Here is a 16,106-nt window from a genome sequence, read left to right as displayed (position 1 = left end):
TATTATATATTATTTGTGCAATTATGATGTTTTAACAAATTAAAACTATTTTTCAGTTTATTTTTTTCTGAAATATATAAAAAGAATTGCATAATTGCTGTTTGTAAAATTTTTAAGAAGATTTTTAAAAAATAAGAAATTGAGGAAATAGAAATTCCATTTCCTTTTTTTGAATTTAATTAGTCTATAGTTATTAATTTCACATCATGTGGTTTTTTAACTATATTCATGGATTTGAATGCAACTAGTCTTTTAATTCCTTTTTGAGAAGCCACATCCACTAATCTTTGACTGATTACACCATCAAATATGACACTGTCTGCAGTTCCTTCAATGGATTTAATTTCTTCGTAAATATTTTCCACTTCAACTTCTTTAGTCATATTTAATGCTTCATCCAATATTGCTCCACTGCCGGTTCCTTCAAATTCTTTTAGCATATCTTTCATTAGGCTAACTTCATCATCTTCGACAACTGGCTCTTCAACAACTTCTTCACGTGGGGTGAATTTTTGTTTTCTGGAATGTTTATTTTGGTATCTTTTATGATTGTCTTTTTTGTTGGAACTGTTAGATTCATTTAGGATGTTGTGTGTAGCTAAAAATTGTGCTGTTGGGACTTTATCCCTAAGTGCGACTAAAACTTCATCTTTTTCCAAGTCTTCAACTTCTTTTCCTTTAGGAGCACGGGTAATGTAATCAACATCTCCAATTTGTAAGAGTTCTTTTAAGATTAATTCTCCACCTCTATCTCCATCAACAAATGCAGTGGTGGTTCTTTTTTTACTTAATTCACCAATTGATTGAGGAACACTAACTCCTTCAACAGCAACGGTGTTTTTAATTCCATACTTGAGTAAGTTTAAAACATCGCTACGTCCTTCCACTACAATTATTGCATCTGATGTGTGGATGCTAGGACCAGCAGGTAAGCGATCATCTCCATATTCGGAAATTTCATGAACTCTCATTGCTTCTCTTACTTCTTCAATCATTTTCATGCTGGCAGGACCAACGCTTTCAACCATGTTTTTGTAAATTTCTTTAGCACGGTTTACGACTTGTTCTCTTTTTACAGCTCTAACATCTTCAACTTTTAAAGTTTGAATTTCAGCTTCACAAGGTCCAACACGATTAATTGTTTCAAGAGATGCAGCGAGAATGGCTGTCTCAACTCGATCTAAACTGGATGGAATAACGATTTCACCTTTTGCTCTTCCGCTGTTGGAATGAATATTTACTTGTATTCTTCCAATTCTTCCAGTTCTTTGAAGTTCTCTTAAATCTAAATCGTTACTAAGTAAACCTTCAGTTTGCCCAAACACTGCACCAACGACATCTGGTTTTTCAACAATACCATTAGCAGTAATTTGTGCATGAATTAAATATTTTGTTGTAGTTAATTCTTCACCTTTTCCCATCTTTAAGCCTCCTAAGCTTAATTTAATCGGGATAATTTATGTAATAACTAAAAATTTAATTATTTTTAGGCAATAAACTTGCATAAATTATACGATAAACATATTTTTACCTATTATACACTAAAAAAAGAGCCAATACATTCGGAGTGTCACACTATTAAGGGTTTATTAATTCATTCCATATGATTTAATTTGAACTTTATAAAACTCGCCAATCTTTGATTCCTTAATATTTGATTTTTCTCCTGTCTGTGAATTAATTAATAATAATTATAATAAATGATTAATGTAAATGAGCTCTATGAGCATATAATAAATTTAAGTATTTTTTCTAATACTACATGTATTAATTTTGATAAAACTAATATATAAAATCTGTTATATTGAAAAAATATTTTAACATTGTACATATAATATTAAATATATATATAAAAGAAAAATGGTGAGGTAATGTCTGTAACTCCAAAAGATATTTTAAATAAGAATAAAAATTTAGATAAAAGAGTTAATGTTGAAGATATTAATTTAGAAAATGTAACTATTGATGATTTAAAATTTAATGGAAACAATTATGAAAAATATATTAATCTTGTCTCTTTACTTGAAAATATATCTGCTTGTCAAATTTCAGATGCCTATAAGGGCATTTCACATCGTTCAGGTACAATCAAATCCATTAAACCAATTAATAATTTGAAAGTTTGGGGAAGTATTTTCACTGTTGAGACAACCAGTGATGATTGGGGAACTTCAGCTTTGGCTATTGATGCTGCAGACGATGGGGATATTTTATTTTTTAAAGTTGATGATGATGAAAAGGCAATATGGGGTGAATTAGCTTCCACCTCTGCAAAAAATAATGGAATCAAAGCAACTGTGATCTATGGATCTGTTCGCGATTTGGATGCTCTATTATATATGGATTATCCAATCTTCGCATCTAATTTTGTTCCTAATGCTGGTTTGGCTCTAGGGTTGGGAACTTTAAATCAACCAATCGAAATTGAAGACAATAATATTTGTCCTGGTGATTTCTTCTTTGGAGATGAAACTGGAATTATTGTCATCCCTAAGAAATTGTTCAGCAGAGTAATGATTTCAGCTCTTGAAGTGAAATTGGCAGAGTCAGTCATTGTTGATAAGTTGGATAGTGGCATGACTTTAGCACAGATTACTGGACTTAAATAAAAATAGAAAAACATTTAAATATAAACTCTATTATGTATATAAATATTACCGATATATTTATATACTACTTTTTTTATAATATAAAAACGATACAGATTTGATTTTAAGATTGATTATATGAAATTCTTAGGAAATAGTTTGCATATTGCAAATTCTGGTAAACTGATAGCTAGATCTTCTAAAACACCGTCACCAGGTGGTATTGTTTTTGACAGTAATAAAAACAAAATTGGGAAGGTTAGTTATGTTTTTGGACCAACAAAACAACCATACGTTTCTATTCGTTTATTTAAATCAGCAGATAGAGATCGTATTGCAAAAAATTGTGGTGAAAAACTATTTGTATCTAAACCAAAATCCAAAAAATCTAAAAAAAGGAGGATGAAAGCACGACACAAGAAGTAACACAAACTCCAAGTAGAAGAAGTAGGGGAGTAAGAAGAGAACCTCAACAAGAAAAAGTTTTTGATGATAATAAACAGACTGTTTGTCCTGAATGTGGTTCTGAAGAATTGATTGGGGATTATGAAAGAGCAGAAGTAGTTTGTGCTCGTTGCGGTTTGGTTATTGATGAAAACCTTGTGGACATGGGTCCGGAATGGAGAGCGTTCGATCATGAGCAAAGAGATAAACGTACTAGAGTTGGAGCTCCAATTACCTACACTATTCACGATAAAGGTTTAAGTACTATGATTGATTGGAGAAACAAAGATATCTACGGTCGTGATATTCCTGCTAGAAACCGTGCTCAATGGTATAGGTTAAGAAAATGGCAAAGGAAAATCAGAATTTCTGGTGCAACTGAAAGAAATTTAGCATTCGCATTAAGTGAACTTGATCGTGATTCTTCAAGATTAGGTCTTCCAAGAAGTGTAAGGGAGGCAGCATCAGTTGTTTACAGAAGTGCAGTAGATAATAAATTAATTCGAGGAAGAAGTATCGAGGGTGTAGTGGCCGCTTCATTGTATGCTGCATGTCGTCGTTGTAATGTGCCTCGTACATTAGATGAAATAGCAGAAGTTTCAAGAGTAACTAAAAAAGAGGTTGGTCGAACTTACAGATTCTTAACTCGTGAATTGAATATTAAATTACCACCTACTTCTCCTGTTGATTATGTTCCAAGATTTGCATCTGAATTAGGTCTTTCTGGTGAAGCACAATCCAAAGCTATTGAAATCATTGAAAAGGCTATGGAAAAAGGTTTGACTTCAGGAAGAGGCCCTACAGGAGTTGCTGCGGCTGCATTATATATTGCATCTGTCTTGCTTGGTGAGAGAAAAACCCAAAGAGATGTTGCGGATATTGCAGGTGTGACTGAAGTGACTATCCGTAATAGGTACAAGGAATTAACTGAACAACTAGAAATGGGCGTTACTTTATAGTTGCCTTTTGGATTAATTAAATTTTTTAATTAATCACTTTTTTATTTTTTTTTTTAAAACTTTTTTGATTATTTTTGTATTGATTTAATATTTAAATAGTAATGCAAATAGATTATTATATAGTTTTTATTAGAAATTTTCACTTATCCGAACTTTATAGGTGAAAGTATTTAACTAAAAGGTGCGGCAAATGGACGTTAGGGATATTGTAAGTGGTGCTTTATTATATCCATTGCAGAATATTAAAGCATTAGTAATATTTATTATATTGGGAATTATTGCAGGAGTTATAGGTGGATTATCCATTATGGATTTTCTTTTTACTTTAATAGGCCTAAATGATATAATTAATGGTGGATTGAGTATAATAAAAATAATCCTTTTTTCAATTGTTCTACTGTTGATTTTAGGTTATATGTTAGATATTGTAAAATGGGGAATTAATTGTCGAACTGATTCTCCTAATCTTGATATTGTAAGGCAAGTTTCTAATGCAATCAAACAGATAATTGTTATAATAGTTTATTTCGCTATCCCATTTATTTGTTATTTTATTTTAGGAATTTTTTTCCAGCCATGGCTTACTTCATTAATAACCATAATTTTGTTTGTCATTTTTGGTTTGGCAGAAATTATGGCAAAATGCAGATTGGCTAAACATGATAATTTGGGTGAGGCATTAGCTATTAGGGAAGCTATAAATGATATTTTTAGGGTTGGATTAACTAAGATTGCAATAACCTTTGTTATCCTGATTGTTAGTTGGTTTGTAATAAATACTATTACTGCAGTAATTATGTATTACAATCAAACAGTTGGAGGAATATTATGGGGAATCTTCGGAGTTTATACAATATTCTTCTATTATAGGGCTACAGGATTATTATATTCTGAGTTATAATTAACCTTTTTTTCTTTTTTTTTTATAAAAATTAGTTTTTTTTTGGTTATCTGGAATATTTTTCTATTCTATAAATTAATTCATTGACAATTCCATCATTATTTGAATTTTTTACTTTTTGAAGCATTTTTCGATATTTTGGAAGTCTGGTTAAAAATGATTTTACTCTTTCAGCATTCATTGATTCGTGGTATTCTCCATATCCTAATTTTTGAACGTAAAATCCGTTTAATGTCTGTTCAAAGTTTCCCCTAGCAGGAACAGAATAAATTGGTTTTTTAAGATAAATCGCTTCAGAGATAAAAGTAAATCCTCCATTGCTGATAACTGCTTTTGATGAAGCCAAATCGTCATAGAATTCATTTTCATTAAATTCTTTATATGTTAAATTTCCATCTTTTTTGTTTACATTGAATCCATAGACAATAAATTTTTCATCTTTGATATCTTTCAATTTGCGAACAAGTTTTCTACTTTCCTTACTTGTTTGATAAACAATAATGTGATTTCCATCAGTCGATTTTAATTTCAAGATATCTTCACGTATTATTGGGGGATAGATTACTGCCTTTTTACCTGCCTTGATTTTTGGATAAAAGAAACTGGTCAATATATGAATTTTAGGTTTTACAACATATGTTTTGATAACACCTTTGGCTTTAATCATTTCAACATAATGGTTTTTAGGATAATCAATTTTTGTTTGGGTAATCATGTGGATGTTGTCCAGGCTGATTAAAGGGATATCCAGAAGTTTGGAAACCATTGTAGCATAAATTTCAAAGTCAGTCACAATAATGTCGGGATGAAGTTGCCTTGCTTTTTTATATAAAGTTTCATATCCAGTTTTAATATTTGTAGGGTTTCTTTTCAATGCATTAGATAATGTTTTTAGGTTATTCACCTTGTTGTTAATGTATACTGTATTGAACCCGCCAATTTCGTAAACATGATCAAATTTTGAACTTAAGTATTTGTACGCTCTATCGCTTGAAAAAATGTAGACATCATACTTGTCTTTAATTTTATCTACTATAACTCCGGTTCTTATTGCATGCCCCATTCCTTCTCCGCAAACACAATAAAAAACAACTTTTTTGTTTCTTTTTTTCATATTTATCCTTAACCTTGTTCGGGTATTTTGTATTTTTTGAAGGGATTCGTCATAACTTCCTTTAAGTTTATTTATTTGTTCGGTAGTTCTTTCTAATCTTGATAATTTGGTTGTAGTCAATTTTTCTTTCCCATGACCAAAGTTATAGTTCAAATCACTCGCATCTGTTCTTTTTCCTAAAAAATCATTAATGGTACTTTTCCCATATTGTCTTATTAATGTTGCAAGACCTTCTTCTTCAAGACGTCTGGTGGAAACACCTATTTTTGCATTTCTCAAAACTCGAAATTTTTCTTTTTTAGCTAATCTTTCAATGTAATCGGTATCTTCACCGAAGGTCAGTGATTCATCAAACCCTCCACATTTGTCATGCAATTCTTTTCTTGCAATTATCCCGTAACATCCTGCACCATGAGGTTTGATTTTTTCAACACTAATCATAAAATAGTTGGCAAAATCGTGAAATATTTTATCTTGAACTTTATCTGAGAGAGGTAACATCTGAGTAATTGCAATTCCAAGTTTTTCCATCCTAAATTCATATAACACATCTCTCAAATAGTCATCAGTAAGCTTTAAATCTGAATCCAGGAACAATAAATATTCACCCTTCGCTACTTTTGCACCATTATTCCTGCCCACTCCTGGAAGACCGCCTTCAACAATTATACATCCATATTCTTCAGCTATTTCTCTAGTTTTATCAGTAGAATTGGCATCAGCAATTATGACTTCATAATCAGTAAAACTTTGAGTTTTAATACTTTCTAAAAGAATTGGAAGATATTCCTCCTCATTATATGTGGGAATAATAATGCTTAGAATCATATGTTTAAATTTATTTTTTAAATTTATAAATTTTTGTAATAATAGTCTTTTTTCTTATTTCAATTGATTATGTTCATTTTCTTGAATGGGATTATATTCTAAGATAATATGAACTTTGCAAAAAATTGATTTTTTTTAAAAATTTTAATTTTTTTCATGTAAGTTTCTGTTTTTCTTTTAAGTTTTGAATATTTAATTTATGTGATATATTTTTAAAATTTGAAATGGAGAGTAGGAATTTTTTAATTTAACATATTTTCTCAGGTTTACTGTATCGGAAATATTTCCGAGTAACTCAATATTTTTTACATATTTGCAATTTGTCATAATTATTAATGTTGGTTTAATTAAATATTTATAATAATTAGTTATTTTTTTAAAATAGCTTTTAAATAATCTATTTCATGTTTTAAGCTATTTACAGTTGAAATATATCTCTCTTTTAATGTCACTGTTTGGCATTGTCATATTTGCTTAACATTATCATTGCCATGATTGTTAAAATGAATCCGCAGAACATTAATGGTGTAGGCAGTTCTGAGTAAAGGATGAATCCAAATATTAATGCTGCTGATGGTTCTGCTCCGGATAAGAATATTGACGAAATTCCAGAGTCCATATAGTTCAAACTCACTGTAGATAAAATATATGGAAGGGCAAATGAAAATGTCGAGTGAACTACCAGGAATATTGTTGCCAGTAGGGGGTTGATTGAAACAAACTGAGTAATCTGTGAAATGCTTGTAAATGGTATTAAAACAATTGATATGAATATAACGGAATAAAACAGTATTGTAAATGTATGTTTTCCGGAGTCAATTGATTTTTTTGAGGCAATAAGATAAACTGCCCAGAATAGTGCAGCACCAATACCTGAAAGTATTCCTGATAATGGGATGCTTATGGTATTTTCTTCTAGAACTCCAGTAATCAAAAGACATCCGAATATTGCAATCAGCATGCAAATTAACTTTTTTTGAGTAATTTTTTCTCCAAAAAATACATATGCTAATGCCAATACAAAAATAGGTGCAGTTGAAAGTAGGACTGCTGCAAGTGATAGGGGGATTGTATTCATTGAATTGTTATAACATAAATTAAGTCCAATTATACATATTGAACATATGATAAATAATGGAATGTCATCTAATTTGATTTTGAATAATTTTCTGTCTGTTAGGAGGATAGCTATAGCAATGGGAATGATTGCTATTGAAAACCTTAAAAATAATAATGTTGTCGGGTCTACTCCGTTTTGAGTCATTGTTCGAACGAATATTCCGCTTGATCCGAACATGAAACCCGCTAAAATTGGTAAAATCAAGTATAATCTTTTCATGTTAATCTAAATATGAATAAATATTCCAACTAACTGTATAGTACTCACACGAATTATTTAAAGGAACTTTCAAGTCATTCAACAATTCCATTTCATTATATTCCGAGGTCACATGATATGTTGTGATGTTTTTTGTTTGACTAATCTTTTCAAGAGGAATTTTTCCAAATGTAACATTATCTTCCATATTCGCAATTTCAACGGTATAATAATCAGGTTCAGCTCCAGCAAAAGCTACTGTAAATCTTAAAAGAATTATACCTCCAATTACAAATAAATAAATCGACAGGTTAAATAAATCTCTCATTTTCCTTAAGCTATGAACTTTGTAGGGTGGCTGAATTTCTTCATTTTTTTCAAGCAGGTTTTTATCATTTATCAGGAAGCCCATAATGCAGTTAGTATAATAACCGTTTCTATATACAAGATAAAGTCCGCAAATTCCAACAATTGCTGGAGTTCCAAACATTCCTCCATCAATCGCTCCAATGATTAGACAACTTGAAGCTACTGCCAGTATGAAGTTGGTCGGCCATGGCCTTTTCTGGCTTGCTAAAACGCAGGTTACAAATAGTATAGGAATCAATAAAATGACTAGTTTTGCAAAGTTTGGAACATATGAATATAATCCGACGCCAGTATTTATGTTGCTTTGGATAAATGGTCCCATAATTGCAGTCAGTATCTCTCCTAAAATTGACTTTAAAAGATGAGTATGTAAAATGCTTGTGGTACTCATTCCATGGTTCATTGATGCAAAGATGTTGTTTAAAGCTATTCCCATCTGCAATCTAAAAAGGATTTCAATTAAAATTCCTAATATCAATAAAATTGAGCCTATGATGATGGATATCTTGAGATATCTTGTTGAATCAATTTCTTTTTTAATTGTTTGGGATAATATTAAGAATATTCCTAGAAGGAAAAAAAACATTATATCTTTTCCTTTAGATGATCCCATTAAAAATATATATGTTATAGGTCTTATGATTGGATTAAAAGCATCAGTTACAAAAATTATCCCTGAAAAAACAATTAATATAAATCCAACTAAGATAGTTTTATTAACTTTCATTACAATAATTTAAGTATTAATAGTTTAAATAAATTGATGTTTATGTTTACAATTGAATATTTCATAGGTTTGATTTTAATAGGTATTTGTGCGGGATTCGCATCAGGTCTTTTGGGTGTCGGTGGTGGTTTCATAATTGTTCCCCTGCAATATTTCCTGTTGCAGCACATTGGTGTTGAATCAGATCTTGCAATGCTTATTTCTTTAGCAACAAGTTTGGCGATTATTATTCCTACATCATTAAGTGGTGCCTATAGGCACATGAAATCAATGGACAATATTGTTAGTCCAGGCTTAAGATTAGGAATCTTTGGAATAATTGGAGGTGCATTAGGAGGATTTGCAGCATCGGCATTGCCTTCAGGAATTTTGGAGATAATTTTCGGATGTCTCTTGCTTTTCATAGCGATAAATAATATTCTAAATCTTAACAAGGAACGGGAAAAGGTAAGGATTTCATTCAGTTTGGCTTCAACAGTGATTATAGGTTTAGTTGTCGGATTTTTATCTGGTCTTTTAGGTATTGGAGGGGGTGTATTTTTAATAGCTATTTTAACCTCTCTTTTAGGATTTTCCATGATTGAAGCAATTGGAACGTCATCTATTTTTATTGCACTTACAGCCATTGGAGGGTTCCTGTCTTATATTATTTCAGGTTGGGGAGTTAATACATTTCCATATTCCATTGGTTATGTTAGTGTAATTAATTTTATTTTTATTGCTGCTTTTTCTGTTCCTTTGGCATCAGTCGGTGCAAAATTAGCACATATGGTACCTCAAAAGAAACTAAAAATTGTGTTTTCTGTTTTGGTATTATACATGGCATTAAAAATGTTGGGTATTCTTCCATAATTTTAGATAATAACTGAATTTTCACAAATTTTTTTAATTAAAAGTTATAAAATATTAAGTGATATTATGAAACGAAAAGATGTTATATTATTCATGATTGTTGGAACAGGTATCAATTCAGATTCCAGTGATGAGGGTTTTAGATTACTTGCTCAAAAATTATTTTCCACTATTACTAAAATTTATCCGAATCATGTGGTCTTTTTTGCATCCGAAGAATCTCGAGAAACTATTGGATATATTGAGAATTTATTTAAAAATGATAATGATGAGTTTATTGAAGGTGAAGACTATCAAATTGTTCCTCTTTATGCTATAGATGACTTTAATACTTGTTTTGAAGCATTTGAATCTAAAATTTGGGAATTTGATATGGACATAACAAAAGAATATCAGATTATTATGGACTATACCTCTGGAACTAAAACAATGTCTGCTGCAATGGCATGTTGTGGTATGTTTTATAATAAAGATCTAATTTCCGTAAGTGGTGATAGGTCCAGAGGTCAAGTTTCTGCAGGAACAGAAATTATCAATTATCAAAATCTCTACAAGATTTATGATAGGTTTGCTATAATGAGAGCAAGAAACAATTTCAATGCAAACCGTTTCATGCCTTGTATTGATATTTTAAATTATATTGTTGATTTGAGTATACATAAGGAATCTTTTCTGAATTTGTGCAAATCCTATTATTACTGGGATACAATGGATTTTGAAAAAGCTTATGATTATTTGACTAAAGTTAATATTAACAATATGGAATTTTTGGAAGTTAAGGTCAAATTAAAGAAAAATTTAAATGCTTTGGGAATTATGGTCAATTCAAAATCTGCAAATCTGAAAAATTGTTATATTCTTGCAAGTTTGATTAATAATTCTAAAAGAAAAGCTGCTGAATATAAATATGATGATGCAATTGCTCGTTTATATAGATCATTTGAATTAATTGCTCAAATTAGGTTGTCCAAATATAACCTCCTGAGTTCAGATATTGATGTGTCCATACTTTTAAAGAATAATATTTCTCAAGAGTTCATTGATTATCTTGAAAAGATGCGTGATGACGGAAAAATAAAAATTGGTTTAATTGCAGATTTCTTATTGCTTAACGAATTAGGTGATGATTTAGGCAAATATTATAAGGAAAATGAAAACAGGATTAAGGATTTAACTCAAAAGAGAAATAATTCTATTTTAGCTCACGGCCTTGAATCACAATCTGAGGAAGATTTCGATAATTTTTTAGGTGTGGTTGTTGATTTGGCAATGAAATTAGATAAAGATATGAAAAAATTCCTAAATGAAACTGAATTTGCAAAATTTGACCTACAATTAAAGTATAATCAATTTTAATTAAATGAATCTTATCTTCGTAAGATTCGATTCATTTTTTTTTTTTAAAGTAGAAGTCTAATTATCCAACTTACGACAAATACTACTATTGAAAAGTAAATTAAAAGTCTGCCATGCTTTCTGTAAAGATAAATGTCTTTTTGTGTAAAGAATAGTATTGCGCCATAGACCAAACCAATTAATGGGGAGATTATTGCAATAACATATCCAATGATAGGTATGATGATATTTCCTCGTCCCATATTATAACTCCTTTTTTTTATTCAATGTTTATTCCCATTCCCTTTGCAGTAATCTGAATATTGTCTCCTTTTAATCCTACTAAATTGTAGTTTATGGATAAATTTAAAACTCCATTTCCTCCATTGGATTTAATTGTTTTAGCTAATTGAATTAAACAATTGTCTTTTTCCTTTTTTAAGTTGTAGAGTTGTTTGATTTCAGCTTTTTCAGGTTCCAGTTCTATCAAGCTGGTGTCTTTTTCTAAGATGATTTCAGCTTGGTAAAGTCCTACAATATTATATGTTTTATTTACCATATCTGTGCTGGTTATAAAGTAAAAATCCAAATTATTGAGTCTTTCATTGCTTTCATCTTCATTAAACTTTACAATGGAATCGATGTCTATTTCAACTGTTGGTCCATCCCATTTCACATATTGCTGCTTTCTAAGGGCTGATCTAATTTGTCTCCAGTACTTTTTGAGAGTATTTATGAAATTGGCTATAATTCCACCAATTACAACTAATATGATATAATTGATTAATGTGGGGAATGCTGCCTGTAAAATAACAAAAATTGATCCTGCAGTAATCAGATTAAAACCCAATGTAGGATTTTTTAAAATAAAACTGTAAAAAGTAGTGTCGATAAAAAGAATGAAAGCACTTATTGCCCCTACATTTTGGCCAATAAGTCGATCTGCTAAGATGGTTTCGGCATAACCTGCTGCCAATGGTGCAAAAATCAATCCCAAATTCCATCCGAATATGGCTATTTTGAAATATAAGAAAATTCCATAAACAACAAGCCCGACTGCTGTACCAAAACTTACACAGAGAATTGCTTTTCTTTTTTCTTTTTTATCAAGTTCTTTGTCTTTTGAATCCATGTTATTCAAATTTTATAGCAGTACCATAAGCCGTTACAAGGATGGTATTTCCCATGGTGCCCCCAAGATTATCATAAGAAATTTTAAGCCCAATGATTGCATTTGCACCTAAATTTTCAGCTTTTTCAATCATACTGTTTAATGAAATGTCACGGGCTTTTTGAATTTCCTCTTCATATCTAGTGGTTCTTCCACCTACAACATCACGAACACCGGAAAATAAATCTTTATAAATATTTGAACCAATTAACGCTTCTCCTGTAACCAATCCCATATATTCTATAACTTCTTTATTTTCAAGGGTATTTGAAGATGTTAAAATCATGATTATCCCTATTTCATGAATGTCATTATTGCCCAAATAATTAAAAAGATTGCAATAACAATGTATAATATTATTCTTGATTTTTTAGTTTGGTTTAATCTTGCATCCCATACTTTTTGACAATCTGGTGAACATACAAGTTCATTTAAAGGTATTGGAGTCCCACAGATGGGACAATGTTTATGAGGTTCTACTGCCATTTTTTCATCTCCTTTTTATATTTTAAAAAATTCTTTAGTATTTTTTGTAACTTGAATTGCAAGTTCCTCTGCATCAAGGCCCATGCATAGTGCAATTGTTTCGAGGATGTGAGGTAAATATTTCGGTTCGTTCCTGTTCTTTTTAGGTTTTTTATCAAAGTTTTTAGGTATTAAAAACGGAGCATCAGTTTCAATCATCAGTTTTTCTGGAGGAATAACACTTACAGCTTCCTGCAGGTCTCTTCCTCTTTTCATATCGCAAATCCATCCGGTAACACCTATGCTGCAACCTAAATCAACGTAATTTTGTGCTTCTTGTTTTGTTCCTGTAAAACAATGAACAACTGCTTTTTCAACGATATCTTCATGCCTTTTCAATATATCATATAAATCTTTGTGTGCTTCTCTTTCATGCAAAAATAATGGCATGTCTAATCTTTCAGCCAATTCTACTTGAGCTTCAAACCATTTTCTTTGCAAATCCTGCGGTGAAAAATTTCTATTGTAATCAAGACCACATTCACCAATAGCCACCACACTATCATTTCCCGCAATTTTTTCCAATTCATTTATTGTGTGTCCATTACAAGTTTTTGCATCGTGAGGATGAACTCCTGATGTTGAAAATAATGTTTCAGGATATTTTGATGTATATTCTGCGGCCATATGGCTTGAATGTACATTGGTTCCGGTAATTATGAATTGATTCACTCCAACTTTTTTAGCATCTTCTATTATTTCAATTCTATCTTTTTTAAAAGAGGAGTGCATTAAATTCAAACCGATATCAATGAGATTTTCCACATTATCACCTATTCATTTATAACTTTAGTACCAATTTTTTCGCCATTGACAGCTTTAATCAGGTTTTCAGGTTCAAAACCATTGGTGATTACAGTTTCCAGATTTGACCTTTTAATCATTTGAACTGCTGTTGTGTCGAAAAATTCGTAAGTTCCAGCTTTAACATCTTTTCCGCTTAAAAATTCAAGCAAATCAGTAGCTGAAATTTCTGGGACGAGTTCAGCATCTTCAAATTTATTTGGATCTTTGGTATACATTCCGTCAACGGAAGTTAAATTAATTAATTTGTCTGCATTAATGTATTCTGCAAGTATTGCAGAGACTGCATCAGTACTGTGAGCCGGTTCAGTTCCACCCATAACAATAATTTTCCCACTAGCTGAGAATTCTAAAGCTTCCTGGAAGTTATGAGGCACTCTTTGATATGCCGCATCACCAAGAGCAGACAGTAACAGTTTAGCATTGATTCTTGTAACTTCTATTCCAATATCATCGCATTGTGCTTCACCAGCACCTAAATCACGAACTACTCCAATATAATCTCTTGCAGGTCTTCCACCACCTACAACAACGAATAATTCGTGTTCATTGGATAAGTCTTTCAAGATAGCACTATATTCTTGGAATTTTTTACAATCATATTCTTTCAATAAAATTGATCCTCCAATTGCAACAACAATTTTCATAAATTCACCTTATATATAATGTATCATTTCAATATTATTTAAATTTTATATCCTTTGAAATTCTATTTAATAAACAAGGTGATTTTTGTGAATTTGGCAAAACAGATATATCTTAGGAAATCCTGTCGAAAATATGTTGATGAGTTTATTGATATGGGTCCTATCCATGAATTTATAGCACAGGTCAAACCTTTGAATGAAGATATTAACTATAGATATGAAATTTTAGAAAAAGATAATGTTAATTTAAAAACTCGTTGGAGTGCCCCATATTATTTGGCATTATATTCTGAGAAAAAAGAGAATTATCTTGTAAATATAGGATTTATCTTTCAGCAGGTTTCCCTTTTTTTACAAAGCATTGATGTTGGTAGCTGCTGGGTTGGAATGGGTTCAATAAAAAATGATGATCCTGAATTTATTATTTTGATTGCTTTTGGAAAATCTGATAATAAAACAAGAGATATATCTGATTTTAAAAGAAAAAAATTAAGTGAAATCTGTAATGTTGTTGATGAAAGATTAATGCCTGCACAATTGGCGCCTTCAGCTATTAATTCTCAACCATGGTATTTTACACGTACGGATGAAGGATTTGATGTGTATCAAGTTAAACAGAATATTTTAAAACGTCAAATTCTTAAAAAATGGAATCCTATTGATGTAGGTATTGCTTTGGCTCATTTGTATGTCACCAATGAAAATACTTTTAAATTTGAAGTAAAAAGCAATTTTGAAAATCTTAAAGGACACACTTATATTGGAAGTGTCCGAATTTAAAAAAATAGAAATCAGAGGGCTTAAGCATCCTCTGATATTAAACCTTTGTATAATAATCCTGCAATTACTGCACCTACAATCGGTGCTAAAATGAATACCCAAACTTGTTGGAGAGCTTGGCCGCCCATGAATAATGCAGGAGCTAAACTACGTGCTGGATTGACTGAGGTTCCTGTTAATGGAATTCCCATAATATGTACAAATGCTAATGTTAAACCAATTACAATACCTGCAACAGCAGCATTTTCTGTTTTTTTAGTAACACCGAGAACGGTGAATACAAATACGAAAGTTAAGATAATTTCTACAATGATTGCACCTACAACACCAAGACCAACACTTGATGCAGTTCCGAAACCATTTTGTCCTAATCCAGTCATTGCATATCCTCCGAGACTTGGTGCGGAGTTAATGATTGCAACAAGAAGTGCAATACCTATGATTGCACCAATACACTGGAAAACAATGTACATGATTAAATCTTTTGTTTCCATTCTTCCATCAATCCACATGCCTATTGAAACAGCAGGGTTGATGTGACATCCAGATACGTCTCCAATCACATATGCCATGGCTACAATTGATAATCCAAATGCCATTGCAATGCCTAAGTTACCTAGAACGGAACCTGCTATAGCAGCACTTCCACATCCAAATAGGACGAGAACCATTGTTCCTATCAATTCTGCAATATATCTTTTCATAAATTTTCCCTTCTATTTTATATTTATTCATTTTAAAATG

Annotated in this window: 17 protein-coding genes and 1 pseudogene; 7 read left to right on the top strand and 11 right to left on the bottom strand. The window is 31.0% G+C overall.

Going from position 1 to position 16,106, the window contains the following annotated elements:
- Nucleotides 1-179: 179 nt before the first annotated feature.
- Nucleotides 180-1,421 carry a DNA primase DnaG gene (dnaG, locus tag Q0P94_RS01675; RefSeq protein ID WP_295113063.1) on the bottom strand — a complete coding sequence of 414 codons (1,242 nt, stop codon included), beginning with the start codon at nucleotides 1,419-1,421 and terminating at the stop codon, nucleotides 180-182.
- Nucleotides 1,422-1,871: 450 nt separating this feature from the next.
- Between dnaG and Q0P94_RS01670 the strand changes: the two genes are divergently transcribed.
- From Q0P94_RS01670 to Q0P94_RS01655, 4 genes and pseudogenes are all read left to right on the top strand, one after another.
- Complete coding sequence (locus tag Q0P94_RS01670; RefSeq protein WP_295113060.1) at nucleotides 1,872-2,609, top strand: RraA family protein; 738 nt, start codon at nucleotides 1,872-1,874, stop codon at nucleotides 2,607-2,609.
- A gap of 117 nt (nucleotides 2,610-2,726) precedes the next feature.
- Nucleotides 2,727-3,014, top strand: coding sequence for a Gar1/Naf1 family protein (locus tag Q0P94_RS01665; RefSeq protein WP_295113057.1), 288 nt, complete (start codon nucleotides 2,727-2,729; stop codon nucleotides 3,012-3,014).
- 56 nt (nucleotides 3,015-3,070) lie between these two features.
- A pseudogene (locus tag Q0P94_RS01660) lies at nucleotides 3,071-3,991 on the top strand (transcription initiation factor IIB); the annotation flags it as partial.
- A gap of 190 nt (nucleotides 3,992-4,181) precedes the next feature.
- The gene (locus tag Q0P94_RS01655; protein ID WP_295113054.1) at nucleotides 4,182-4,892 is read left to right on the top strand and encodes a DUF4013 domain-containing protein; all 711 of its coding nucleotides are present in this window, start codon (nucleotides 4,182-4,184) and stop codon (nucleotides 4,890-4,892) included.
- Nucleotides 4,893-4,938: 46 nt separating this feature from the next.
- Here the strand turns inward: Q0P94_RS01655 and Q0P94_RS01650 are convergent, their stop codons facing one another.
- From Q0P94_RS01650 to Q0P94_RS01640, 3 genes are all read right to left on the bottom strand, one after another.
- Nucleotides 4,939-6,834 (bottom strand): MJ1255/VC2487 family glycosyltransferase, encoded by a 1,896-nt coding sequence (locus Q0P94_RS01650; protein ID WP_295113051.1) that lies wholly within the window; start codon nucleotides 6,832-6,834, stop codon nucleotides 4,939-4,941.
- Nucleotides 6,835-7,282: 448 nt separating this feature from the next.
- Complete coding sequence (locus tag Q0P94_RS01645; RefSeq protein ID WP_295113047.1) at nucleotides 7,283-8,173, bottom strand: DMT family transporter; 891 nt, start codon at nucleotides 8,171-8,173, stop codon at nucleotides 7,283-7,285.
- A 1-nt stretch (nucleotide 8,174) separates the two neighbouring features.
- Nucleotides 8,175-9,248, bottom strand: a complete 1,074-nt coding sequence (locus tag Q0P94_RS01640) for a hypothetical protein (protein WP_295113045.1) — start codon at nucleotides 9,246-9,248, stop codon at nucleotides 8,175-8,177.
- A 42-nt stretch (nucleotides 9,249-9,290) separates the two neighbouring features.
- Between Q0P94_RS01640 and Q0P94_RS01635 the strand changes: the two genes are divergently transcribed.
- A complete protein-coding gene (locus Q0P94_RS01635) occupies nucleotides 9,291-10,100 on the top strand; it encodes a sulfite exporter TauE/SafE family protein (RefSeq protein ID WP_295113042.1) in 810 nt (269 codons plus the stop codon).
- A 66-nt stretch (nucleotides 10,101-10,166) separates the two neighbouring features.
- The gene (locus Q0P94_RS01630) at nucleotides 10,167-11,456 is read left to right on the top strand and encodes a TIGR02710 family CRISPR-associated CARF protein (RefSeq protein ID WP_295113039.1); all 1,290 of its coding nucleotides are present in this window, start codon (nucleotides 10,167-10,169) and stop codon (nucleotides 11,454-11,456) included.
- A gap of 44 nt (nucleotides 11,457-11,500) precedes the next feature.
- Here Q0P94_RS01630 and Q0P94_RS01625 read toward each other — a convergent pair whose 3' ends face one another.
- The 6 genes from Q0P94_RS01625 to pyrH are packed head-to-tail and all read right to left on the bottom strand — an operon-like array spanning nucleotide 11,501 to nucleotide 14,582.
- Nucleotides 11,501-11,698 (bottom strand): hypothetical protein, encoded by a 198-nt coding sequence (locus tag Q0P94_RS01625; protein ID WP_295113036.1) that lies wholly within the window; start codon nucleotides 11,696-11,698, stop codon nucleotides 11,501-11,503.
- A gap of 17 nt (nucleotides 11,699-11,715) precedes the next feature.
- Entirely contained in the window at nucleotides 11,716-12,567 is an 852-nt protein-coding gene (locus Q0P94_RS01620; RefSeq protein ID WP_295113034.1) for a hypothetical protein, read from the bottom strand.
- A gap of 1 nt (nucleotide 12,568) precedes the next feature.
- Nucleotides 12,569-12,892, bottom strand: a complete 324-nt coding sequence (locus tag Q0P94_RS01615) for a YbjQ family protein (RefSeq protein WP_295113031.1) — start codon at nucleotides 12,890-12,892, stop codon at nucleotides 12,569-12,571.
- Nucleotides 12,893-12,900: 8 nt separating this feature from the next.
- Nucleotides 12,901-13,092: a DUF2116 family Zn-ribbon domain-containing protein gene (locus tag Q0P94_RS01610; protein WP_295113028.1), complete on the bottom strand. Its 192-nt coding sequence runs from the start codon at nucleotides 13,090-13,092 to the stop codon at nucleotides 12,901-12,903.
- A 15-nt stretch (nucleotides 13,093-13,107) separates the two neighbouring features.
- Nucleotides 13,108-13,896: a TatD family hydrolase gene (locus Q0P94_RS01605; protein ID WP_295113025.1), complete on the bottom strand. Its 789-nt coding sequence runs from the start codon at nucleotides 13,894-13,896 to the stop codon at nucleotides 13,108-13,110.
- 8 nt (nucleotides 13,897-13,904) lie between these two features.
- Complete coding sequence (gene pyrH / locus Q0P94_RS01600; protein ID WP_295113023.1) at nucleotides 13,905-14,582, bottom strand: UMP kinase; 678 nt, start codon at nucleotides 14,580-14,582, stop codon at nucleotides 13,905-13,907.
- Nucleotides 14,583-14,669: 87 nt separating this feature from the next.
- Here pyrH and Q0P94_RS01595 point away from each other — a divergent pair, with 87 nt between their 5' ends.
- Nucleotides 14,670-15,362 (top strand): nitroreductase family protein, encoded by a 693-nt coding sequence (locus tag Q0P94_RS01595; RefSeq protein ID WP_295113020.1) that lies wholly within the window; start codon nucleotides 14,670-14,672, stop codon nucleotides 15,360-15,362.
- Between the two features lie 20 nt (nucleotides 15,363-15,382).
- On the opposite strand, the gene Q0P94_RS01590 is transcribed toward Q0P94_RS01595, so the two are convergent.
- Nucleotides 15,383-16,066, bottom strand: a complete 684-nt coding sequence (locus Q0P94_RS01590; RefSeq protein ID WP_295113017.1) for an MIP family channel protein — start codon at nucleotides 16,064-16,066, stop codon at nucleotides 15,383-15,385.
- Between the last annotated feature and the right edge of the window lie 40 nt (nucleotides 16,067-16,106).

Origin of the sequence: uncultured Methanobrevibacter sp. (assembly GCF_946184425.1) — an archaeon.
Classification (GTDB): Archaea; Methanobacteriota; Methanobacteria; order Methanobacteriales; family Methanobacteriaceae; genus Methanocatella.
The sequence above is the reverse complement of the archived record's forward strand: the minus strand, read 5'-3'. Positions and strand labels throughout refer to the sequence as shown.

Excerpts from the sequence above, each read along its gene's own strand:
- Q0P94_RS01590 (WP_295113017.1), bottom strand. The coding sequence starts at position 16,066 with ATGAAAAGATATATTGCAGAATTGATAGGAACAATGGTTCTCGTCCTA.
- Q0P94_RS01615 (WP_295113031.1), bottom strand. The coding sequence starts at position 12,892 with ATGATTTTAACATCTTCAAATACCCTTGAAAATAAAGAAGTTATAGAA.
- Q0P94_RS01655 (WP_295113054.1), top strand. The coding sequence starts at position 4,182 with ATGGACGTTAGGGATATTGTAAGTGGTGCTTTATTATATCCATTGCAG.
- Q0P94_RS01630 (WP_295113039.1), top strand. The coding sequence starts at position 10,167 with ATGAAACGAAAAGATGTTATATTATTCATGATTGTTGGAACAGGTATC.
- Q0P94_RS01610 (WP_295113028.1), bottom strand. The coding sequence starts at position 13,092 with ATGGCAGTAGAACCTCATAAACATTGTCCCATCTGTGGGACTCCAATA.
- Q0P94_RS01625 (WP_295113036.1), bottom strand. The coding sequence starts at position 11,698 with ATGGGACGAGGAAATATCATCATACCTATCATTGGATATGTTATTGCA.
- Q0P94_RS01620 (WP_295113034.1), bottom strand. The coding sequence starts at position 12,567 with ATGGATTCAAAAGACAAAGAACTTGATAAAAAAGAAAAAAGAAAAGCA.
- Q0P94_RS01665 (WP_295113057.1), top strand. The coding sequence starts at position 2,727 with ATGAAATTCTTAGGAAATAGTTTGCATATTGCAAATTCTGGTAAACTG.
- dnaG (WP_295113063.1), bottom strand. The coding sequence starts at position 1,421 with ATGGGAAAAGGTGAAGAATTAACTACAACAAAATATTTAATTCATGCA.
- Q0P94_RS01650 (WP_295113051.1), bottom strand. The coding sequence starts at position 6,834 with ATGATTCTAAGCATTATTATTCCCACATATAATGAGGAGGAATATCTT.
- Q0P94_RS01670 (WP_295113060.1), top strand. The coding sequence starts at position 1,872 with ATGTCTGTAACTCCAAAAGATATTTTAAATAAGAATAAAAATTTAGAT.
- pyrH (WP_295113023.1), bottom strand. The coding sequence starts at position 14,582 with ATGAAAATTGTTGTTGCAATTGGAGGATCAATTTTATTGAAAGAATAT.
- Q0P94_RS01640 (WP_295113045.1), bottom strand. The coding sequence starts at position 9,248 with ATGAAAGTTAATAAAACTATCTTAGTTGGATTTATATTAATTGTTTTT.
- Q0P94_RS01635 (WP_295113042.1), top strand. The coding sequence starts at position 9,291 with ATGTTTACAATTGAATATTTCATAGGTTTGATTTTAATAGGTATTTGT.
- Q0P94_RS01645 (WP_295113047.1), bottom strand. The coding sequence starts at position 8,173 with ATGAAAAGATTATACTTGATTTTACCAATTTTAGCGGGTTTCATGTTC.